This window comes from Dictyobacter halimunensis (genome assembly GCF_036245075.1).
Genome location: NZ_BSRI01000001.1, coordinates 3,322,725 through 3,344,112, shown reverse-complemented (window position 1 = coordinate 3,344,112; position 21,388 = coordinate 3,322,725). Strand labels below are relative to the sequence as shown.

The window sequence follows — 21,388 nt, the reverse complement described above, 5'->3', positions numbered from 1 at the left end:
ACACACTGTGGATCTTCTCGGCCTGCTCTGTTGCTTCGCTGCATCTGTACGGATCGTGCTTGGCAGGAGTTTCTCATTGGCCAGTCTTCCCTTGGGAGTGCTGAGGGGATGAGTAGGCTTGCAAAAGTCTCCGATACCGCTCTTCGCTCTCCCGGAGCTGCTCATTCACCCGCTGGAGTTCCTGCGCCCGCAGGACAATTTCGGCTTCCATATGCTGCGCCCGGCTTTCCAATTGGTGCAGACCGTCCGCTTCTCGGCCTTGCTCCTGCATCTGTCGAATGAAGGGCGTCACATCCTCCACGCGGTGAATAATGTAGGCCATTTCTCCGTCCAAACCCAGGACCGGCGAGTTGATGGGGCTCCACCAGCGCTCTAGGAACGTTCCGCCTTCCGGCATCGGACGACGTATCGGATAGCGTTGAACCGCCATGACATCGGCCCGTTTCTCTGATCGCACACGCTCAAGCGAAGCTCGCAGATTGCGCACCCCGTCAGACCAGGGTTCGTTGGGATCATCGGGGAAGACCTCGAAGAGCGTCTTGCCCATGATCTCTTCCCGCTCCGTCATGGTCGCACGCAAGTAGGCATCGCTCACCGCCACAATCCGGAACTCCTCGGGTTCTAGCACCAGATAGAGGCCCGGAGCGCTCTCAAAGAGCGCCCGGAAATGGACCTGCACCGCCTCGGCACGCTTGCGCTCGCTAATATCGGTGGCGATGATGGCCAGCCCCACAAAACGCCCGTCATCCGCATAATTGGCATACATGTGGCAGTCCACTGGCACAAGGGACGAGAGACCCTGGTGATGCAGGTGCAATTCTCCCATCCACAACCCTTCACCCATCGCCTGTGGCAGCACCTCCTCACGGATCAGCATCTGCTCCTCTTGGGAAAAACAGTCGGGAATACTCATCTGAGAGACGTCGACTCCCTCGCGCCCGATGAGCCGCTTTCCTGCCTCATTCAAAAAGACCAGCATGAGGTCTGGACCACACACCCCGATGAAATCGGGCGCCTGCCGGACGACCTCCAGGAGGTGCTTCTGCTCGCTCACATCGAGGATGGCCCCGCGCAGCATGATTGGGTGCCGTTCGTCCTCGCGCTCCTGGAAGTTGGCACGCCCGCGAGAGTCCAGCCAGAGCAGACGCCCGCTCTTGTGCCGCACCCGGTATTCCACATGGTAGCGCCCATCTCCCTGCGGATTGAGGGCCTGGGCCTGTGCCTGATTGAGCCGTTCGCGATCCTCTGGATGGACGTGTGCAGTCACTGCCGTACTCACATCCTCGCCGTCTGCCTCGATGCCCAGCAGTTCATACACCCGCTCTGACAACGTGTACTGCCTGGTTCGGACATCGAGCTCCCACACTCCGACCCCGCTTGCCTCGACGGCTGTTCGCAGAAAGGCCTCGCTGCGCTCAATCGCTGCCCGGCTCTCCCGCCTCAGTCGCGCCAGTTCGAGCTGCGCACCCACCCGTGCCACCAGTTCACGAGCCGAGAATGGCTTGATAATCGAGTCATCTGCGCCAGCAAGCAACCCCTCGATCGCCGTTTCTTCTCCCGCCCGCGCCGTCACCAAGATAATAGGCAACGTGGCGATCGCAGGACGTTCGCGGATCATGCGCAAGAGAGCGAAGCCATCGATCCTGGGCATCATCACATCTGCCAGCAGCACATCTGGGAGTTCGCGTTCGAGGGCCAAGAGCGCCTGCTCGCCGTCAGCAACGGTCTCCACCGTCCAATAGGAGCCCAACAACCGGTGCAGGTAGTCGCGCATATCGGCATTGTCATCAGCCACCAGGACACGAGCACCCGGACTGCGTGCCGACAACGGTTCAACCGAGGGCAGCAGTTCGTCAGCAAGCTGATCCACCTTGCCCTCGATCCACTGATTGGCTTCTTGGAGGAATGGCATCACACCGGTCGCCGTGGACAGGAGAGGCTGGTCAACCGGTTTCCTTGGCAATTGTCTGATCCTGCGCGGAAGCCAGATCGTGAAGGTGCTGCCCTGTTCGGGTTGGCTCTGGACGCGCACCGCCCCTCCGTGAAGGTGAACCAGTTCATGAACCAGTGCCAGGCCGATCCCTGAACCCTCCCTGGTCCGGCCCCGGCCATCGGGCACCCGATAGAAACGAGTGAAGAGGTGAGGAAGATGTTCTGGTGCGATCCCCACACCGCTATCTCGGACGGTGAGTTCCACATGATTGGGCAGAGCGCGTAGGCGAACGGTAATACTTCCAGCAAACGTAAATTTGAGGGCATTGGAGAGCAGATTGAGCACCATCTTCTCCCACATCTCCCCGTCAGCAAGCACCGGTTCTGGCAGAGGAGGGCAATCAATGAACAGATGCAGACCAGCCCGCTCGATGGCAGGCCGGAACCCCTCCGACAGTTCGATGGTCAGCGCAGCCAGGTCGATCGGCTCAAGTCGAGCTTGCATGCGCCCGGCCTCAAGGCGCGAGAAGTCGAGCAGCGTGTTGACCTGTTTGAGCAGGCGCAGGCTGTTGCGGTGGGCCAGTTCCACTGCCGACTGTTGCGGTGGCGAAAGCTGGCCACGCGTTCCAGCAAGCAGGTCCTCCAGTGGACCGAGCAACAGCGTGAGGGGAGTACGGAACTCGTGGCTAATGTTATTGAAGAACTCGGTCCTGACACGATCGAGTTCGGCGAACGCCTGAGCCTTCCGACGGGCTTCCTCGATCTGTTGTCCGGCCTGCACGTTCTGGGCAATCTGCCTGGCGACCAGGTCGAGGAAGTCCCGATAGGCTGGATCGAGCAGGGAGCGTGCATTGGCACCCAGGACAGCACATCCTGTGGGAGGAGCATCCAGTGAGGGTCGCAGGGGGAGCAAGAATGCGGCTGACGCGTTTTCCGGAAAGCTAGCATCAGCCGGGAAAGCGGCGCGATCAGAGAGATTCTCCACGCGTACGGCTTTGCCCATGCTCGCGACCTGCTCCAGTGGCCAAAGGGCGGGACTCTGGCGATCAAGATCGATGGTCTGAGGACTGGCTGGCCCGCCATCGGCGAGACCGGTGAGGCCTGCGAGGAACGCGTGTTGTCGTAGCTCGTCGAAGCGGTAGAGCAAAGCAAAGGGGAGGTCAGTACGATTGTCGGAAAGGACAAGGGCTGCGGCTTCGTAGGCATCCTGGGGGGACGACGCGAAGGCTTTCGAGCTTCCCAGTTCACGTAAGGTACGCAACCGCCGCTCGCTCGTATGCTGGTCAGTGGTCCGACGCATCGTGAGGAGAAAGCCGCCGACATCGCCATGTTCGTCACGAATGGGACTGACCGCGAAGGTGGCATATTCCTCTTCCAGCAGGCCGTAGCGGCGGATACAAAACGGCTGGTCTACCCGTTCGACTGCCCGGCCAGCACTGCGCACCTGATCGATGAGAGGGAAGAGGACATCGGCCCCTTCCTTCCAACTCTCCCTGAGAGGTTGTCCGAGTGCCTGGGGGTGGGCATCACCCAACAGGGGACTGCAGGCATCGTTGTACAGCAGGATCAACTCTGCTCCCCAGAGCACGGCCAGTGGCTGCGGGCTGGCGAGCATGATGCGGGTCACTGCCGAAAGCGTTGCCCCCCAGTCCCGGACGCGTCCCAGTGGCGTCTGAGACCAATCCATGCGATGGAGTACAGTTCCCGCCACTCCGCCTCCGGAGAAGAGCGCTTCGCTCGCCTGGATCTCCTGCGGACTCCGAGGCAGCCCTGTCCCTTTCTTGACGATTCCTACCAGGACGGGAGCAATCTCGTGCAGCGGTACAATGAGGTCGACGCAACCCGTCTCAATGGCCGCTTTGGGCATCCCCCAGTTCAAGGACGTAGCTTCGTCCTGAGCGAGGATCATGCCGCCTTGCTGCTTCACTTCCCGCACACCGCGGGCGCCATACTCCCCCATCCCAGTCAGGACGACGACGAGTGCCCCAGTCCCGTAGCTGAAGGCGATGGACGTCAGGAACTGATCGGCGCTTGGCCAACCTTTTGCGCTGTGTCCGCTCTTGACCACTTCGCTCGCTGGAACCAGGGAGATGGTTCCATCGGGATAGGTATGCAAGGAGAAGCCTGGAGGCACGACCCAGACAGTCGCTGGCTCAAGCACGTCTCCTTCTGTGGCCCAACGGATACGGAGATGGCTCTTGCGACTGAGGGCCGTGACTAGCATGGTGCTCTGCTCCCCCAGGTGCTGAAGCAAGAGGATGGGGGCGGGAAAATCGGCAGGCAGATTGGCCAGCACGTGCTGGACCGCTTCCACTCCTCCCAGCGATGCGACGATGCCGATGACCTTGATGGGGGTGCTTGAGGAGAAAGGGATGGATGTGTTCATCTGGTTTGCTCTCCGCTGCCAATCCGAATGGCTGCACTAGAAAATTGCTCTGGCGTTGGTTTGCGCTCTCTCCAGTATTGTATCAGATTCTCCAATGGGGAGGTGAGATCCGTGAGAAATGACCAGAATGTTCCCATGCATATCAGCTCTTTGTGACGATTCAAGCGGCAGGGAATCCTTCTTCCGAAGAACGATGCTTGTCTGTTGAAGGTGAAAGTAACCAGATGGTCTCTGAAGAGATGTTTCGTGAGGAGCCATAAAAAAGGATGATCACAAAGCAAGAGGCAACAAGAAGGGGTTGCTAGACAACATGGAAAGCACTTGTTGAACGACTCCTGACCAGTGAGATCTCTGGTCTCGTCGTCAGAAGCCTCTGATTTCAGGCGCAAGAGAAACGTTCAGTTATATGGTACATCGTATCTTTTCGTCAGGATCGCACCGATAGGCCTACTGCCCATTGCCCGGGTTGCCAAAGGTGGCGAGCCATTGATGGGTGTGGGCATGCAAAACCGTTGTTCGGCTGCGGACAACTTCCCCACGCTTGCGACCGGTGTAGCCGGGAGCACAGAGAGGACGCAAGCGACGGTGAGGGGGAGGACGATCGGTGTCGCAGGGAAGAGCACGTTGACGGGCAGCCTCCCGCGTGCCATCGATATCAAAGACCTGCCACCCCACGCCAGTGCGATCCCACACCCCCGCCTCGTGCTCCTCTGGATTCAGCGGGCGAGCCAGCAGGTCAGAAAGCATCAACGTGCGTAGCGCCTCGACCGGCTCTGGGGTCAATGCCGCTAGAAAACGCAACAGGGTGGAGCGAGCAGGCAAGTGATCGCGTCCAAAGAGCGCCATGAAGGTGAAGGCGAAGGGATGCAGGTGCTCGTAAAAGGCTTCTAGCGTCGGCTCGCCACTGATAGCGTAGCCAAGAGCACGGCGAGAAAATCGATCATGTCGTAGGTTCCGAAGCGGCGTCGGGCAAAGCGGACCTGCTCGGCGATGGCTGAAAGCACCCCATGCGTGGAAGATGATGGACCAGTAGCGCAACTTCCTCGAATACGTCATAATGCCTCCCTTTTTGATTGTCTGGTACGTCGGCCTTGACGTCGCAGCCATTCGTGAAGTCGTCTTTCATCATCTTCCGTCATATAAATTTTCCAGGGCATGCTTCTGGCCAGGTGTTCGCCTTTGAGTCTGCCTGTTTTCAGCCAATTGAAAATCGTGTCCTGGCCCACATCCAGCTTTGCTGCAGCACCTTCGACCGAGTAAGAGCCATCTTCCCATTGAGCCAGATTGTGCTGATTTTTGTTGAGCTTGACCGTGGGGATCTGCCACTGATGACGTAAGTGGCAGACGATCTTGCTCGTAATCGGGTGAACAAGCCCAGGGGTCTGATATCCCTCAGCCTCCAATGTCGCAGCAATCTGCGCATCCATGAGCCCTGCTGCGTTGAGTTCCTGCACCCGCTGCTCGAGTGCCTGCGTTTCCGCAAACACGGCGTAGCTGCTTACCCGGCGTTGGTACCAGAACTGCTCGCTTGCCCCTGTTTGCCAGTTGATTTGCACCCAGATCTGGCCTCCGAGGCCATCCCAATTTGACAGCTCGCTCCACCAACGAGTACTGCAGTTCGGTGCTCTCGGCGTGGCGCGTGACTTGCATGAGAGAGGATTGGCGAATGTAGACATAGGCCATCTTCGCCCGCTGTTCGGTAGTCGGCATGAGAGACAGCGATTCAGCGTTCATGGTCGCCCTCCCCCTCTTGTGCGGCTGTGCGCAGGCGTCGAATGAGGTCGGCGATCAGATGGGCAAGTTGCTGCTGGTGGCTCTGGGGGAGCTGCTGGAAGATCGTCGTGAGATCTGCCGACACAGGATTCTGTTGAATGATTGGTTGACATTGTTTGCTCGGCATGGCTTTCCTCCTTGGCCTGCTTGAGTTGTTGCACCAAGCATGCTAGAGGAAGAATAGTCCGGACCGAGATGGAAGGCAAGAGAGAAGGAGGCGAGACAGCCTCTGCTGGGCATTCAAGGTTCGTGGCAGCGCGTGGAACCATGTGCCGCCGCCCGCTTGGCAGCAGCACCATCACATGGGGCGCGAGGTGATTGATCCGCACAGGAAGCTGCGGCAGGGTTTGACCATAGAGGGCATGAGTGGGATCAGTTATCGTAACCTCACCACAGACTTTGTCTAAAAGTGGGGTTTCTTGTTGGGTTCGATTCGCCGAACCACGACGGGGTTGAGGGGCTGGACTCTGAAGTTGTCTGGATCTTCACCGAGCCATCGTCGATACTTGTCATATGGACCTCCTTGTTGAGAATGGTTATGTTCTTTCTCTTCAAGGAGACATATTTTGAGAGCGTTCGCTACCCCCTGGTCTTTTCTCCACGAGGCCAGAGGAGGCTCAACGGGGCTCGCGCGGAATCAAGAGCGCGGATTGCGCTCCTCCCCAGGAGGACTGATCGTGGATGCGCAAAATGGTTTGTTGTTCTTCAGCAGTACAGCCGATCAGGAGTTTGATTTCGGAATCGCGTTTCAGGAGATCGACATTGACGATGATGGCCGTGAGCCGTTTCCCCGGCATGGTTCCCCTCCAGATATCGATCCCAGACCCATCGTTGGAAAGGGTGCCTTGTAGATAGCCGTAGTCGAGAGGATACGTGAAATCGGGATAGCGCGGATGCGCCGTACCACATGGACGGTCAATGAAGATCTCGCAGGCCGAGACGAGCGCATCAAGGGACTCCCAAAACGCTGTCGATGACATACAACTGCTCCTGAACTCCTCCGTGGAAATGATGCACGGTCACTCACCTCTGCACGAGGTACAATCAGTGTATCACCAACGCGGGATACGTCGCCATTCAGAGCCACATAAAACGACTATTTGGCTCTTTTCTCAACGTACTCGCAGCTCGTTGCGCAATTCGTGGGATTTTGGGGGGGGAATGAGGTGGTGAAGGGGTTACGTGAGGAAGCCGGCGCACGGGGCATGGCACCGCCTCCCATCGTGCTGCTCACTGCGGGCAGCATATGGCCTGAGATCGCTTCACTGGTGGATGCCATCATCGCGAAACCATTTGAGATGGAGGAACTCGAGCACCTCATTGACCGCTTCCTTCCTCCATCTGCTTCCCAGTAATCCCCTGCGTGCTGCTCTCTCGCTCGCTCGTAGCGCTGCGAAGTTGCTCCTGACGAAGCTTCCCAAACCCAGCAGATCGCCAATCACTGTCATGTGCAGAAAAAAGGTGCATGTCTACATCTTTTACCAGTTAAATATGTTCGTGTTCACTTAAATTTGCTAAGTTTTGATTTTTTTGCGACGCTACCTTCGGCGCTGGATCGAGCTACCGCAAATATTCTTGACATCTGCTGCTCACCATGCGCGGAAAAGCTCTGGGGAAACGGTGCCTCCGTCCTCGGTTTCACTTGAAGGCAAGCGGAGAAATGTGTGATGATATAAACAATGCCACAAAGCATTTTATACAAGACACAAAGGAAGCTCCTATGAAATATACCAATTTGGGAAAGTCAGGGCTCGAAGTTTCGCGCATCATCCTTGGCTGCATGAGTTTTGGTGATCCCAATCGGGGTACGCATGAATGGTCCCTGAGCATCGACGAGTCACGACCGATTATCAAACAGGCTCTTGAGGCTGGCATTACGACCTTTGATACCGCAAATGTCTATTCATTGGGCGCGAGTGAGGAAATCATTGGGAAGGTGTTGGGCGAGCTCGCACAACGCGATACTGTGGTCATCGCTACCAAGGTCTTCAATAAAATGGATGATGGCCCGAAAGGAAGAGGTCTGTCTCGAGCCGCTATTTTTGCGCAACTCGATAACAGTCTCAAACGGCTGAAGACCGACTATATCGATCTCTACCAGATTCACCGCTACGATCCGAACGTCCCTATTGAAGAGACCATGGAGGCACTCCACGATACGGTGCGTTCTGGCAAAGTACGCTACATCGGGGCATCATCGATGTGGACCTGGCAATTTGTGCAGGCGCAGTATGTTGCCGACCTGCATGGCTGGACACGCTTTGTCTCCATGCAGGATCAGTACAACCTGATCATGCGTGAAGAGGAACGAGAGATGCTTCCGTTCTGTCTCGATCAAGGCGTTGGCGTTATCCCCTGGAGCCCCTTGGCTCGCGGCCGTCTTACCCATGATTGGAATGCCACGACGAAACGTAGCGAAACCGATCTGTTCGGCCAGAGGTTATATCGACAAGCAGAGGAGGCCAACCACAAGATTGCGGATATCGTGGCCGCTATCGCCAGAGAACGTGGAGCCACTCGCGCTCAGGTAGCACTGGCATGGCTACTCCAAAATCCGGCGGTCACAGCGCCGATTGTTGGTGTGACAAAGCTTGAGCAACTAGCTGATGCGATCGCTGCCGTTGACTTCAGCCTGAGCGAGGACGAGGTCCGTCGCCTTGAGGAACCCTACATTCCCCAGAAACCAGAAGGTTTCCAATAGGTTTCGCGCAGAACCCGCGAAGAGTATAAGAGAGGCTGTGTGTGTCCGTTTCCATGGACGGACACACACAGCCTCTCTCTGCTGGAACGCAACCTGATTGTGTTGAGGTCCCAATTATGCCAGCCGGTAGGCGAAATCGTGCTGACGACGCACCATGTCAGCTTGCCGGGGCCACCGACACTTCAATATGCAGGCTCACTAGCCGTCCCCCATTCGACAACACCACGTTCCCATGCACCTGTGCTTCTTTCACCTCCTGCTCCCACATCCGCAAATCCAGGGATCCTGGCAACTACATCTGCTCCTGCTCCATCAGCACACCCGCTCCCATCACCGTCACCAGGTCTAAACACGCACCCTGGCATAATTGCTCGATCACCTCCAACCGAAACAGCGAGGCGGCCGTGACCCTACTCGTCTCCCGCTCATATCCCCTGTGCTCCTGCAAAAAATGTTCACTCCAACACTTTTTTCCTTATACATGGTTATATAACCACGATATTATTCATACGTAACCTCTAAAAGTGCATAAAAATAGCAGGATAAAGTATCTTATCCTGCCTCTAGTGGGCTCTTTTTCCTTATCATTTAGACCCGGTTGCGCTCAAGCACTTGGCTATTTGAATGGAATATTGATTCTATTGGTTAGAATCCTCTGTATAAGGCGCTTTACGATGACAATGAGGGCAAATGGAGACAACCCATCTGATCATGCATATGCGTGCGCCTCTCTTCTTTTCCTGCTACAAATAACAGAACATATCAAGCTCCATTCGCGATAAAGGCCTTGGGCACTTAATTATTCGCGCCGATGGTGTTTGAGAATTGAAGGATACAATCACCATAGTCATTCATTCTGTCCAGTTGGATTTCACCTGCTGGTGAATTATACCGTGTTATCTGGTCGGTTACTTGCTCCTCAAAGCTCGACCCTGCTGGTAAAAAGGCGCTACATGTTTGTGTCGATTGCGCGATACTCCAATTGGTATCCGTTAAATTGATCACATCGACGCGGTACACGGTTCCATCAGTGTGTATCGATGCATCCACCCCTTGGGAGGGATTGCCGTCTTGATCGTCTACCGACCACGTATACCCACGATTCAGCGGAATATTGCTGTAGTTGCCATATTTCCCAAAGAAATTACTCACTGAGACACCAAGCACCGTTGGCCCATGCGTCGCATGAGTATACGCTGGTGAACTTGGCGTTGGTTTCAACGTAGGAATGGGCGTGGGCACTGGTGTTGGTGTGGGCGCTGGTGTGGATGTGGGCGTGGGTTTAGGCGTGGGCGCTGGTGTTGGCGTTGGCGTTGGCGTGGCACTAGTTTTTGTTGGAACAGGTGTTGCGACAGCCGCCGTTGTTTGCGGTGTGGGAGAAACATTTGCAACCGCTGCTGTTGTACAAATGCACATGCTCAAAACAACAATAAATATTCCACATCCCATTCCAATCTTGGTGGCATGCATTTGTCTTTTATACCAGGCAGCAAGACGCTTATGCGGCATCAGTTTGGTTTGCGGAGGTGGAGAGGGAGTAAAAGATGAGGAGATATTAGGATCATTTTGCATAGATATGTTTCGCTTTCATGCTATAAAACATTGAGTTATAACCTCATCATTTTACTGCGTCTTTTTCAGAAAGGGAAGGGGTGGATGATTCTCACCAAGGCGTTTCCACGTATTCTCACGATGATTCTCATAGGGATCGCCACTCACAGTGACACCGTTCTACCGCCTCCATTTCTGTATCTCTATCTTCCTCGGCTCCTCGAGACGGCAAATCACACCACATTCCCCGAAAGGTATCTTCGACGGGCATCGTCTGGCTCTCACCCTCTCTCACCATCTATGCCCTCCCACCGCACACCCCAGACAGGTAAATGTAACGACGTATCGTCATATTTACCACAAAAAAACACTGGTAAAGGTCGTCATGCCTTGCCAGTGTTTTCCCTTTTCCCAATTTTTATCCTACCGTTTTTAGTATGCCTCCTATCACAAAATAAGGGACACACCTGACAAGGAAGGTACCACACACACCTACGAGCAGCACCCATCAACATGCATGGCTTGCTCGCTCACCCCGTTCGTCCAAGCGACCCACGAACAGGTCGCCGCACCGCGCCGCATTTTCTACACACAAACATCACCTCCCTGGCACACCCTCGTGCCTTCACAGGCCGCTTGCTCCCCGTGCTCTACTACGTATCAACAGGGCTGGCCCGCTGCCCCCTCATGCTTGACGACATGGTACGCAGGTGCCCAGCGCTCCCACTCCCCTCTCCTGATGCTTAACCACATCATACTCAGGCCTCCTCCCTGTGCTGGGGTGCAATAAAATGGGCCTTGACCCATTTTATTGCACCCCAGCACAAAACACGCTCACGACCCTCTCCACGCACACTCACCACTCTCCTGTCACTCTGGCTCCCAGGCCAAACGTGGAAAACAACAGAAACCCACATCTCACAAGACAGATGTGCGACGATCATGCCTCTGTCTTCGAGCCACCTCCAGGGAAGGACCAAGAGCAACACACAGGAGAGACACCATGGATACCTGGAATACAGAGACAACCATGCAGCATGAACGCGTCCCCGCCTGGCTCGTGGAGTTTGCCCAACTCTGGACCAGCCAGAGTGCCACCAACCCCCACTATCGGGAGGAATATCAGCAGATCAAACGACTCGCCAGTGCCGCCAATGTCCCGCCGTTTCTCATCACGCTCAGACTCTTCAGGGATACCTACCAGGTCCAACCAACGACTACCTGGGACCAATTTCACGCGCGCATCGACACCCAGATCGCGGCCAGTGGCGACCAGCTGCAGCTGCACCTCAACGTGCTTCCCACCGAAGAAGTGCAACGGGCCGCTGCTGCCAAAGCACTCCAGGATACCGCCGCCAGGGCCGTTACCACCATGGAAGAGGCCATCCAAACCGATGATAATGCCACCTTTCAGGAGGCTGCGGCACACTGCGGACAGGCACAAGAACAGTGGCTCATCGTCGCCCAACAGATGACTCCCGAGCAAGCCCGCACCCTCATGGTGGACTTCGCGCAGCACGAACTCACCCGCTGGATGCAGGCCCGTCTCCCAGGTCCACCTCCCCTCATCTTCGACCGTTTTCCCCCTAGTCCCCCTGCATCCCTCACTGCCGCGGGATGCACGCTTCAGGCGGCGATACAGTGGACCTTGATCCATGGGATCGCTCACCTCACAAACACACGCTCCCGCGGTCATGTACCATGCCGCGTGCCACATCTTCCCCCTGGCACTCTTCTTGTGACATCCCTGCTCCATATCGTTTTCCCTGCTGTTACGAAATGAGTTGATGTGCCGGCTGTTCCTCTTGCTGCCGGGCCTTTGCCTCCCGCTCGCGCTTCTCTTGCTCCCAACATGCACATTCATCAGAACAACATCTGCTTCCCCTTTCTGCCTCTATTCAACGAGACATCTTCCCGCAAATGTACAACCGTCGAGTGCCGTGAGTTCGCATCCAGAGCAGTATCCCTGGATGCGAACTCATGGCTTCCAATCCTTCGCATCACATTCCCACCCTTGAGTGCAAAAACCGTCAGCCCTTGAGTGAATTTCCCAATTGATTGACGATGCTATGAAAGAGTTTTACATGCATTCTGAGCTTGTCTCTTTTTCAGAGAACTACTCGATATGCAGGGCTGAAAGACGTTGCAATGCTTACTGACAACGCAGAAATCATATCTGCTGACAGACTTCCAACTCTGGAATCATCTTCAAGGGAAGAAGAAGGAGATAAGCTGCTGGTATAACGTATCCCGACAGAAAAAGAACGCCCGGGCGCGTGCCGGGACGTTCTTTTTTTAGACGCTTCTCACCCTCCCCCATGCAATGGACTGATGCGAGAGCTGTTTCGCGATGAAGTCATTGAGGGCTTTTTGATACTCATCCTTGCTTGCACCAGTACATGAGCAGGACTGTGTTTGTCCACGTTGCTGGGTCTTCAATACGAAGTGGTATGATCGAGCATCCCTGATACAGGCAGAAGAAACTTGTTTCATAAACATACCCCAAAATAGTTTTAAGATATACATAGCTCTATGTTGATCTTTCTCTTCTTTTAGAAAGTCGTTCCCAGGCGGTGCCGGCAAGGCATTGCATACTGGCTAAATCCTTCCATCTCTTTGCGCTCAATTGGGTGTCCACACTGTGGGCAGATGCCTTGAGAGAGATTGGGCAAGGCCTGCTTGATGAGCCCTTCCATCTCTTGCATCTGGGCCTGGACTTCAGTCACGGTCGGGAATGAGGCATGAGGGCATATTTCTGTAGCACAGTTGTCTTTCAGGCAAGGCAGCGCGCTTGCCTGAAATGTGATGTACGCAATGCCTGCCTGACAGTGCTTCTGAAAGCGTCCGGTAAAGTGCTTGCACCAGTTGCCAGGCTGATACTCAAGTGGGAATACGAGATCCATTCAAAGTCTCCTCCATGGAATTGAAAACTGAGTCACAGAAAGCCCCAGCGCTGGTCTGGGGCGGGTTGATAATCCATGAAGGTATAGATGCGATTGGATGTTTCTTGGTTATGGGTAGTAGCCGGATAGGCTATGTATTGGTTCATTTGAGACCATTCCTGCAATTGTTGTGACGATGCTCCTTGCGGGGAGATATAAACATATTGATGAGGTGCCTTATTCGTTCTACGAAAGATGTCGATTATGATAGGTAGGTCTTTCATGATACACATCATCTTTCTCTCTCTGTATGGCACATTGAGCGTGGTTATGGAAAAGACCCTGGAGTTCTTCACCAGGGTCTCTTTAAGCCGGTGGGTGCTCGCACACATGGCCTGCTTGGAACATCCAACCAGGCCCATGCCTCTGCCTCGCTTCCAACACGTCGACGCCGCTCTCCAGCGCGTTCGCGCCTTCGCCGCCAGCGCCCCTGGCTTTCTCGGCCACGCCCTCCATCTTTACCGCCAGCGTACTGGCCTCTCATCAGCACAGCAACGCGCCCTGCTCGGCCTGCACAACGCCTCCACTGATGCCCTCTGGACACGCCTGCAGGCCATGCCTCTGCCCCGCCCCGATCATTTCGACGTCGATCTCCAGCGCATCGTCGCTGACATCCTCACGTCGTTCCCAGATCACACCATCCACACCGCCCTGGTCAGGTTCCTGTGACCTCCCCCCGAATGCAGTGGGGTATCGGCGAGGTCCCATAAGAGTATCTCATGGCTCTTTTCCGTTACCCTCTTCCCGACATACGCAAGATAGCCATTCCTGTGTCATCCGGCTCTCCAGTCCCTGTTTTCGAAAGGACGCGGTGGTTTTTCCGGTATGGATCTCTTCATGACACTCCCGGCACACCACCCATGTTTTGCGCCGTCTTGCTGCCATCTGTTTGACCCAGACTGGTCTTTCTTTCCTCCCTGGTTTCTCTAAACCTGCAAGTTTGCGGAAAGCGAAAAAACTGCTCGAAGTGGTAACAGAAGAGCGTTTACAGATTTAGGAACGAACCGCCTCTACCGTCAATAATGCCCTCATGATGCACCGTGCCCTGATGTTGTATAGGTTTCGCTATCGGCCGCGTTATGAGCAGGAAATGCATTGAAAGGGTGTGGCCACGGCGAGAAATGACTTACTCCAGCCCTTTCTAACGGCCTCCCATAACCCACTTCCTATGGAGCAGGTGTTGCTTCTGGCAAAATTGGAGGCCGTACGCTCGTATCTGCGCAAAGGAACAGTTATCTATGCTGACTATGTCGATGACATTGTTGCTCCTCTTCGTCGGGCAATCGAAGCCATGGGACTTACCGCCGAGCTCTATACAGGTGCAGATAAGTCAGGATTTGAACCCCTCCAAGCCATGAAACCAGGAAACGTCCCGATTGCTGGCACCAAGCCGGTGATGTTTTGGAAAAGCCGCTCTGATTTTATCACTCGGCTTCTGGCAGACACGTGCGAACTATGCGGTTCTCAGAGAACTGTCAGGTTCATCACGTGCACAAACTCGTTGATCTGCAGACGCGGTGGACAGGTCGACGAGAGAAACCAGAATGGGTCAAACGGATGATTACCTTGCGTCGAAAAACGCTGGTCGTCTGTATGCCATGTCACCGAGCAATTCACTCGGGAAAGCTTGTTCTCTCACAACGTACCTGTGATGTTCTGGAGAGCCGGATGAGCTGAAAGGCTCAAGTCTGGTTCGGAGGGGGCGTAGTGAAACCTAATGCAGCAATGTATCAAGGCGCACGACGCCTACCCTATACACATTTAACCATTGGGTTGGCTCTAGCTGCTTGCCGACACGGCAAACGAGTACGATTCTACAAAACTGCTGCTCTGGTCAATGACTTGCAAGTTGCTCAGAAGACATTAATTCTTTCCAACTTCATGGCTCGCTTTACCCAACTTGATTTACTCATCTTGGACGAGCTGGGCTTTATCGCCGTTGACAAAGCTGGAGGCCAGTTCCTCTTTCAACTTGTCGGCGACCTGTACGAGCAGATTTCTCTCGTTATTACTAGCAATTTGCGCTTTGGTGATTGGGATTCTATTTTTGGTGATCTAACACTCACGATAGCCTTTCTTGATCGGCTGACTCACAAAGGACGGATCGTGGAATTTGTTGGGGAGTCGTACCGCTATCTCCATCGGTTGCAGCAAGCAGAGGCATGGGCCCCCCTCTTTTCTATCTTTAGCCCCTTCCTCCAAGTGGGTAGAGTGATTAACAGTGGGTAGGTTGGAAGAGTAACACTTGGAGGTTTTTTTTGTGTTCCTGGGTAGGATCAAGCCTAACAAAACGGTAGTTTGCACATTCGCGTAAACACTCCATGGAGCGCACGAGCTCTAGCATGCACCCAACAGGGTCCTTCCAGGGAAATGAACGTACGAAATGAGCGGGGCATGCCAGCGTATGGTATACTCTAACAAGCGAGCAGCATAACAGATGGGTGATCCATTTTCTATGAGGATGAAAAGGGAACATTACGTGGAAGAGCACAACACTCAGGCAATAAGCACGACAAAATCCAGTGCAGGAAAGCTCAAGGCTTCAGACGTCGCTCATCGCTCTGGACCATCTGCTTCTCGCATACATGAAGGGGGAGTGTGTTCATGGGCATCTTCCCCTCCAGTACCGCCCAGTCAAATTGAAACAGCCCTGCTAAAAATGGCTGAGGGGATCATTATTCTCGACACCCAGGGCAGAGTTCAATGGTTGAATGAGGCTGCGCTGATGCTCCTGGAATTATCATGCAAGGATATTCCATCCGGCACATCCTTTCTGGACCTGTTTCAATCCCTGCGGGCCTCTGATCTCACCTATCATCCTATCTCACCAGGTCTCAATTATGAGGCTCTCATGGAGCTAGCCAGTTCAGGGCCAAACAAGCAGACGATCCTCTGTTTTTTACCCTCTGGTCACACGCTCTGTGTCGATATCGTGTATACACTCTTACAAGAAGAGGAACAGCCAACAAAGATCCTTTGTCAGTTGCATAACCTGACAGATTTTTATCTGCAGCAGATACAGATCTCCCAGAACAATGCAGCACAGCTCTCCTTAATCCATGCGATCTTCCATCTTCACGATCTCCTGGCAATCTCACCGCCGGAAGAGGCGCTCTCAATTCCCTCCTCTATCCATATCATCGGGCAACACCTGGCTGATCTGATTCGAGATCTGCTTGAGGGCCAGGCCGTCTTTCTTTTCTCGCTGGGATCGCTCGACCAACGGCTCTACTACATAGCGTTCAGCGGTCTGACGGCAGAACAGACTGAACTACGCTGGAAGAATAGTGGACGCTATAGACTGGCTGATTTCCTGGACCCAGGCGCGATTGAAGACCTGCATGCGCAGAAGCAGATTACCGTTGACCGTGAGCATATGCATATCCCATTTGTACAATCAATCGACTTGCCGTGCTCATACCTCTTCTGGACCCCTCTGTGTATCAAACAGGAGTTAGTAGGGGCATTTGTGCTGGGCCGCAACTATCCCTGCAATACCGAGGAGCGCGAGCTGGTGCGCGCCGTAGCGACCCTGACGACGTTGATGATCGAATACGCACGCTCTTTCGCCTCACTGGATCATGAGAAGAGCAGCGAGATGGTCCTGCAAGCCACCAGTCAGATTATCGATGCTTTTTTAGATCTGGCCAGCCATGAGCTCAAGACGCCACTCACCACGACCATGGGCAATATCCAGCTCGCGCTGCGGCGCCTGGAAAAACTGAAATACCAGAGCAAACAGCAAGGAGAGGTCATTAGCAAAGGCATCGAACGGGTACAAGATCCTCTGGAAGCGGCCAATGAGAGTGCGCGTACCCAGCAACGAATGATTGAAAACATGATCGATGACGCCCAGATTCAGAAGAATACGCTGCAGCTCCATAGGCGGCGCGAAGAATTGAAAAAACTTATCAAGAAAGCGGTGGCACAGCAACAGAAACGTTCTCGTGACCGGCAGTTCCAGCTCACGCTGCCACCACAGGAAGTGTGGGTTACCATTGATCCCAGGCGCATCAACCAGGTCATGCAAACCTATCTGTCAAACGCCCACCGCCAATCGCCGGCCAATCAACCCATTGAAGTGACGCTACGCGTTGACGCATCGCAAGCCTGTATCAGTGTTCATGATACAGGACCAGGCATAGCGCCAGAAGAGCAAGAGCATATCTGGGAGCGTCTGTATCGCTCCCAGGGAACAGCTCCCCAGCATGAACTTGATCTTAGCATGGGCATACGTTTTTATCTCTGCCGCACACTGATTGAGAAGCATCAGGGTACCGTGGGCGTAGACAGTACGCTCGGCCATGGCACCACCTTCTGGTTCTCACTGCCACTTATAGAACAGACGGGGTAAAACAATGGAGTGAACCCATGTTGCCGGTTCATGCACCCTTTTGATGATGCAAGACGCGCAACCGCAGAAGATCAAAATGTGCTCTGCCACACCAGGAAAAGCGGAAACATATCTCCCTCTCATCAGCAAATACATCACTGACAGAACCACGCCTCCTCAAAAGGCAACTATAACTCGTCGTCGCCAGACGTCACAAGGCGTCAGCATAACAGGCCAACCGTCGGATCATGGTAGTTAAACGTCGGAGAGGGCGTATTGGGGACGGATCGGGGGCGTGTTGGGGTCGTGGACACGGTGGCTCAAGGGAACATTCGGGTCCTCGCACACACGCTCTTCCGCACATGTGGCAATGTGCCGCCACATGTGCTACACACAAAGACGCGCGCACGCCCGTACAACAAGCGTACGCGCTTCACCCCAGCATCAACTGCAAGATACTGCTCATCCTCGCACGCAGTTGCGCGGAGGGAACAGAACCGTTGCCCGTCGAGCACTAATACCCGCGTGTACCTCGTTCCATCTCACCGATCGATCCGATTGTTCGCTCTCCTTCAGCGTGCTCATACGATCAAATCCAGGCGCAAAGGCGGCAGTGGCTCAAGCCAGAAGGTTTCCTGCATCATCGCGCGGCTTTTGCTTCCTGGATCAGCCTGGCGCGCGTGGCACACCGGCATGCAGAGGCACAATACCACGCGGTATGTCCATCAAATGTCGCTGGTAGCGGTCCCTCTTGTTCCAAGATGATGAGGTGATACGATTGATCATCAACCCGCGCGTAGGCCCCCATTGGAGCGATCTCGCCAGCTTTCCACAGTTCTTGTTGACATTCATCACATTTCATACAGACCTGCCTCTCCCTCTCAGGGAAATGCCCAATACCTACCGGTTGTACCAGCACAATACGACACAGCGGGACGAAGAGGATCGCGAGCAACGGAACCTCGGCACTTCTCTCGCGTTGTCATAAGCAGAACAGAGCTTTTCTTTTCCAGAGATGGTGCCCTCTTTCTCCTACCTGTTCCTTTCCAAAGGATACTCCTCCGTCCATCATTCCTGCTGTGATAAAAGTCGCTCCCCTTCCTCGCCACGTTTCCCGCTGAGAAACCGCTGGCCCACTGCCCCATATGCTTTGATGACAGGGCATGCAGCGATGACAGGGCATGCAGCCGACCCCCTCGCTCCCCCCCCATCCCATCCGCAGATCATAACATGGGCCTTGACCCAGTTTCTGGCACAACCACACACGCGAAGGAATTTCCCCTCAATCGTGAGTCCTGAGGCCCCGGTTCCTGGACAGAATTACCCCTCATTTGGTGTGGTGCATCGATATCTTGTCGATGAGAGAAAGAACAAGGAATGGTGGCGTTAGCGGGTTCTGTCAGAACTCAGAGAGAGGCTTGTCCTGGAAATGGTTTGCGATGTATGATGAGAACCATTCCCTATCGGATAAAGGAGTGATTCATGCATTGCCCACATTGCGCCTCAGCTACGACCAAAGAACAAATTCGGAAGACAACGCTTGGCTATCGGACGTTCCGTTGTTCAGCTTGTAAGCGCCTCTTTAACGAGCGTACAGGAACACCCTTCAACTTCCTGGAATATCCCACCGATGTTGTCCTTCTGGTTGTCCTCTGGCGGCTTCGGTACAAGTTGAGCCTGCGAGATCTTGCCGAAATATTTCTTGAGCGAGGGGTAACATTCACGTATGAGGCGGTTCGGGAGTGAGAAACACGATTTGCTGCCCTTCTTGCAGAGCAATTGCGGACCAAACGGCACGGACAAGCAGGGCAGTCGTGGTACGTCGATGAAACCTACGTCAAAGTCAAAGGAAAATGGTGCTATCTCTATCGCGCCATTGATGAAGATGGCAACCTGGTTGATTCACGTCTCAGCGAAAGGCGGGACATGAAGGCCGCTCAGCGGTTTTTCAAACAAGCGCTCGTCGTTGTCGGCCATCCCCCGGAGCGCGTGACAACGGATGGCCATGCTTCCTATCCACGAGCAGTACGTGAAACACTTGGCGATAACGTGCAGCATCGGACCAACACATACCTCAATAATTGTTTAGAGCAAAACCATCGCGGGATCAAGCAACGGTATTATCCCATGCATGGCTTCGGAAACTTCGACTCCGCAGCCCGTTTCTGTTGTGCTTTTGACGAATTACGGAACTATCTTCATCCACGCAACACCATGGGAGAACCAGCCTCACGCTCAGAACAACGACAAGCTTTCCTCAATCGGCTTACGGCCTTGAAGTCATCAATGCAAGCAGCCTTCTAGCGAGAGACAGCGATACCTAAGCATCCGATTACCTCTGATGAGCTTCTCTGTTCTCAGTTCTGACAGAACCCCATTTCTTTCCCACTACACCCCTTTACAACAAGTCAGTGTAGTCTGGCCGCCAGTCTTGACAAAGCTGCGGGAGGAAATAGATGATATTGAAGTTTAAGCGTAAGGATACGTGTAACCGATGTGTCTACCCCGGTGGATGAGAGTCTGCCCTGTTGGAGTGCGGATTTGATATCTGCAATGACCTGGGCCATTTGCGTAGAACTAGTAACGCCAAGGATCATATCATTCCCGGCTTTGAGCGCCTGGATAGATGCCTCGGACATATCCCAATGGTTGGCAATGCCACGCATAGTTAATGCATCGGTAATCACAACACCATTGTAGCCAAATTGTTGACGGAGAATATCAGTAACAAATATATGTGAAAGTTCCGCCGGAAACTGCGGATCAATCGCTGGCATGAGCACATCCGTAGACATGACCATTCCCGGGCGCTCTCTGACACGAGGAGATTGAACGAAAGTTTGAAATGGAACCAATTCTGTCGCATAAATTTGTGCTTTTGTGCGACGAACAACGGGCAATGCAAAGTGCGCATCTGTGGTGGCTGCTCCAAGTCCAGGAAAGTGTTTTACACAGGCAATTACATTGTCCTGCTGTAATGCTCGCAAGTAAGCTCCGGAAAAAGCAATGACTGATTGTGCGGTAAAGCCAAAAGTACGCGTTATTTGATCTGGTCCATTGACCAACGCGACATCGCTGTCGGGCGCCAGGTTTGTATTAATACCGAGGGCAAGCAGGTCATGCGCCGTCTGGTGTCCCTCTTTTTGAGCTATTGCGGGATCGCCTGTTCGATAGATAGCGAGAGCAGAAGGACGGGGAGGATAAATATGAGTGAGGCGATCAACATATCCTCCTTCTTCATCGGCCGCAATAAGCAGTGGCAAGCTGGCTCGTTGTTGCATTCTTGCAATATCATGCTGTATTTGCGCTCGAGTATTGATCTGTGGTTGGTATAAAATGACGCCTCCCGCATGTAATCGGGCAAGCATAGAATCAAGATCATTGGAATATGATGACGTCTGGTAACTTACCATGAAGAGCTGACCTAGTTTTTCATCCAGGGTCATATGTGCAACATAATGCGTCACAATTTGTTGATATGGTTCCTGCTGACTATTAGATAGCTTCTGCTTTGTAGGCACGGAAGATAGTGTTGTAGGCTTCGAGTACATAAACCATGACCAGACACTGCCACTAAATACAAGCAACACGACCCCACCTACAAGCACCATGATCATGGTGCAAGCCACAAAAGCTACTCGTCCGGAATAGCCTGATTGTGCCCGGATAAACCGTCTCCGTGGTCGAGGGGGTGCAGAGACAGCAGGTTCTCCCATCTCTCTTCTTTCCCATCTCTTGGTCATATACATCTCCTAATCACCGTACTACTT

General features: G+C 54.0%; 19 protein-coding genes and 1 pseudogene. 8 read left to right on the top strand and 12 right to left on the bottom strand.

Translation table 11 applies throughout. From position 1 onward, the window contains the following. Positions 1 to 73 precede the first annotated feature (73 nt). The 5 genes from AABA21_RS13670 to AABA21_RS13650 form a co-directional block, all read right to left on the bottom strand. Positions 74 to 4,318, bottom strand: a complete 4,245-nt coding sequence (locus AABA21_RS13670) for a chemotaxis protein CheB (protein WP_338250842.1) — start codon at positions 4,316 to 4,318, stop codon at positions 74 to 76. Between the two features lie 447 nt (positions 4,319 to 4,765). Beyond that, entirely contained in the window at positions 4,766 to 5,374 is a 609-nt protein-coding gene (locus tag AABA21_RS13665) for a hypothetical protein (RefSeq protein ID WP_338250840.1), read from the bottom strand. Beyond that, on the bottom strand, positions 5,371 to 5,994 hold the full coding sequence (locus AABA21_RS13660) for a hypothetical protein (RefSeq protein WP_338250838.1): 624 nt from the start codon (positions 5,992 to 5,994) through the stop codon (positions 5,371 to 5,373). The genes AABA21_RS13665 and AABA21_RS13660 overlap by 4 nt, the downstream gene beginning before the upstream one ends. 47 nt (positions 5,995 to 6,041) lie before the next feature. Further along, positions 6,042 to 6,218 (bottom strand): hypothetical protein, encoded by a 177-nt coding sequence (locus AABA21_RS13655; RefSeq protein WP_338250836.1) that lies wholly within the window; start codon positions 6,216 to 6,218, stop codon positions 6,042 to 6,044. Positions 6,219 to 6,708: 490 nt separating this feature from the next. Next, positions 6,709 to 7,071, bottom strand: a complete 363-nt coding sequence (locus AABA21_RS13650) for an inorganic pyrophosphatase (RefSeq protein ID WP_338250834.1) — start codon at positions 7,069 to 7,071, stop codon at positions 6,709 to 6,711. A 189-nt stretch (positions 7,072 to 7,260) separates the two neighbouring features. Between AABA21_RS13650 and AABA21_RS13645 the strand changes: the two genes are divergently transcribed. Both AABA21_RS13645 and AABA21_RS13640 read left to right on the top strand, forming a co-directional pair. Then, positions 7,261 to 7,446, top strand: coding sequence for a hypothetical protein (locus tag AABA21_RS13645; protein WP_338250832.1), 186 nt, complete (start codon positions 7,261 to 7,263; stop codon positions 7,444 to 7,446). A 365-nt stretch (positions 7,447 to 7,811) separates the two neighbouring features. After that, positions 7,812 to 8,792, top strand: coding sequence for an aldo/keto reductase (locus tag AABA21_RS13640; protein ID WP_338250830.1), 981 nt, complete (start codon positions 7,812 to 7,814; stop codon positions 8,790 to 8,792). A gap of 157 nt (positions 8,793 to 8,949) precedes the next feature. Here the strand turns inward: AABA21_RS13640 and AABA21_RS13635 are convergent, their stop codons facing one another. From AABA21_RS13635 to AABA21_RS13625, 3 genes are all read right to left on the bottom strand, one after another. Then, positions 8,950 to 9,084 carry a hypothetical protein gene (locus AABA21_RS13635; RefSeq protein WP_338250828.1) on the bottom strand — a complete coding sequence of 45 codons (135 nt, stop codon included), beginning with the start codon at positions 9,082 to 9,084 and terminating at the stop codon, positions 8,950 to 8,952. Continuing rightward, a complete protein-coding gene (locus AABA21_RS13630) occupies positions 9,085 to 9,240 on the bottom strand; it encodes a hypothetical protein (RefSeq protein ID WP_338250826.1) in 156 nt (51 codons plus the stop codon). Positions 9,241 to 9,587: 347 nt separating this feature from the next. Next, entirely contained in the window at positions 9,588 to 10,364 is a 777-nt protein-coding gene (locus AABA21_RS13625; RefSeq protein ID WP_338250824.1) for a hypothetical protein, read from the bottom strand. 982 nt (positions 10,365 to 11,346) lie between these two features. Between AABA21_RS13625 and AABA21_RS13620 the strand changes: the two genes are divergently transcribed. Next, complete coding sequence (locus AABA21_RS13620; RefSeq protein ID WP_338250822.1) at positions 11,347 to 12,126, top strand: hypothetical protein; 780 nt, start codon at positions 11,347 to 11,349, stop codon at positions 12,124 to 12,126. A gap of 769 nt (positions 12,127 to 12,895) precedes the next feature. On the opposite strand, the gene AABA21_RS13615 is transcribed toward AABA21_RS13620, so the two are convergent. Beyond that, positions 12,896 to 13,246: a hypothetical protein gene (locus tag AABA21_RS13615; protein WP_338250820.1), complete on the bottom strand. Its 351-nt coding sequence runs from the start codon at positions 13,244 to 13,246 to the stop codon at positions 12,896 to 12,898. 261 nt (positions 13,247 to 13,507) lie between these two features. Between AABA21_RS13615 and AABA21_RS13610 the strand changes: the two genes are divergently transcribed. After that, positions 13,508 to 13,954, top strand: coding sequence for a hypothetical protein (locus AABA21_RS13610; protein WP_338250818.1), 447 nt, complete (start codon positions 13,508 to 13,510; stop codon positions 13,952 to 13,954). A gap of 48 nt (positions 13,955 to 14,002) precedes the next feature. Here AABA21_RS13610 and AABA21_RS13605 read toward each other — a convergent pair whose 3' ends face one another. Beyond that, positions 14,003 to 14,278: an HNH endonuclease gene (locus tag AABA21_RS13605; protein ID WP_338251031.1), complete on the bottom strand. Its 276-nt coding sequence runs from the start codon at positions 14,276 to 14,278 to the stop codon at positions 14,003 to 14,005. A 462-nt stretch (positions 14,279 to 14,740) separates the two neighbouring features. Here AABA21_RS13605 and AABA21_RS39405 point away from each other — a divergent pair, with 462 nt between their 5' ends. The 3 genes from AABA21_RS39405 (at position 14,741) to AABA21_RS13595 (ending at position 17,639) form a co-directional block, all read left to right on the top strand. Then, a complete protein-coding gene (locus tag AABA21_RS39405) occupies positions 14,741 to 14,962 on the top strand; it encodes an HNH endonuclease (protein ID WP_420917115.1) in 222 nt (73 codons plus the stop codon). 30 nt (positions 14,963 to 14,992) lie between these two features. After that, positions 14,993 to 15,514, top strand: a complete 522-nt coding sequence (locus tag AABA21_RS13600) for an ATP-binding protein (protein ID WP_338250816.1) — start codon at positions 14,993 to 14,995, stop codon at positions 15,512 to 15,514. A 430-nt stretch (positions 15,515 to 15,944) separates the two neighbouring features. Then, positions 15,945 to 17,639, top strand: coding sequence for a sensor histidine kinase (locus AABA21_RS13595; RefSeq protein WP_338250814.1), 1,695 nt, complete (start codon positions 15,945 to 15,947; stop codon positions 17,637 to 17,639). Between the two features lie 619 nt (positions 17,640 to 18,258). On the opposite strand, the gene AABA21_RS13590 is transcribed toward AABA21_RS13595, so the two are convergent. Continuing rightward, complete coding sequence (locus AABA21_RS13590; protein ID WP_338250812.1) at positions 18,259 to 18,480, bottom strand: hypothetical protein; 222 nt, start codon at positions 18,478 to 18,480, stop codon at positions 18,259 to 18,261. Between the two features lie 620 nt (positions 18,481 to 19,100). On the opposite strand from AABA21_RS13590, the pseudogene AABA21_RS13585 reads away from it, so the two are divergent. Further along, a pseudogene (locus AABA21_RS13585) lies at positions 19,101 to 19,922 on the top strand (IS6 family transposase). 104 nt (positions 19,923 to 20,026) lie between these two features. Here AABA21_RS13585 and AABA21_RS13580 read toward each other — a convergent pair. Beyond that, positions 20,027 to 21,235 carry a glycoside hydrolase family 3 N-terminal domain-containing protein gene (locus tag AABA21_RS13580; RefSeq protein ID WP_338250810.1) on the bottom strand — a complete coding sequence of 403 codons (1,209 nt, stop codon included), beginning with the start codon at positions 21,233 to 21,235 and terminating at the stop codon, positions 20,027 to 20,029. Between the last annotated feature and the right edge of the window lie 153 nt (positions 21,236 to 21,388).

Bases quoted from the DNA above. Each gene is read 5' to 3' on its own strand.
- AABA21_RS13670 (WP_338250842.1), bottom strand. From the start codon at position 4,318: ATGAACACATCCATCCCTTTCTCCTCAAGCACCCCCATCAAGGTCATC.
- AABA21_RS13665 (WP_338250840.1), bottom strand. From the start codon at position 5,374: ATGACGTATTCGAGGAAGTTGCGCTACTGGTCCATCATCTTCCACGCA.
- AABA21_RS13660 (WP_338250838.1), bottom strand. From the start codon at position 5,994: ATGTCTACATTCGCCAATCCTCTCTCATGCAAGTCACGCGCCACGCCG.
- AABA21_RS13655 (WP_338250836.1), bottom strand. From the start codon at position 6,218: ATGCCGAGCAAACAATGTCAACCAATCATTCAACAGAATCCTGTGTCG.
- AABA21_RS13650 (WP_338250834.1), bottom strand. From the start codon at position 7,071: ATGTCATCGACAGCGTTTTGGGAGTCCCTTGATGCGCTCGTCTCGGCC.
- AABA21_RS13640 (WP_338250830.1), top strand. From the start codon at position 7,812: ATGAAATATACCAATTTGGGAAAGTCAGGGCTCGAAGTTTCGCGCATC.
- AABA21_RS13625 (WP_338250824.1), bottom strand. From the start codon at position 10,364: ATGCAAAATGATCCTAATATCTCCTCATCTTTTACTCCCTCTCCACCT.
- AABA21_RS13620 (WP_338250822.1), top strand. From the start codon at position 11,347: ATGGATACCTGGAATACAGAGACAACCATGCAGCATGAACGCGTCCCC.
- AABA21_RS13615 (WP_338250820.1), bottom strand. From the start codon at position 13,246: ATGGATCTCGTATTCCCACTTGAGTATCAGCCTGGCAACTGGTGCAAG.
- AABA21_RS13610 (WP_338250818.1), top strand. From the start codon at position 13,508: ATGATACACATCATCTTTCTCTCTCTGTATGGCACATTGAGCGTGGTT.
- AABA21_RS39405 (WP_420917115.1), top strand. From the start codon at position 14,741: ATGCGGTTCTCAGAGAACTGTCAGGTTCATCACGTGCACAAACTCGTT.
- AABA21_RS13595 (WP_338250814.1), top strand. From the start codon at position 15,945: ATGGCTGAGGGGATCATTATTCTCGACACCCAGGGCAGAGTTCAATGG.
- AABA21_RS13590 (WP_338250812.1), bottom strand. From the start codon at position 18,480: ATGAAATGTGATGAATGTCAACAAGAACTGTGGAAAGCTGGCGAGATC.
- AABA21_RS13580 (WP_338250810.1), bottom strand. From the start codon at position 21,235: ATGATCATGGTGCTTGTAGGTGGGGTCGTGTTGCTTGTATTTAGTGGC.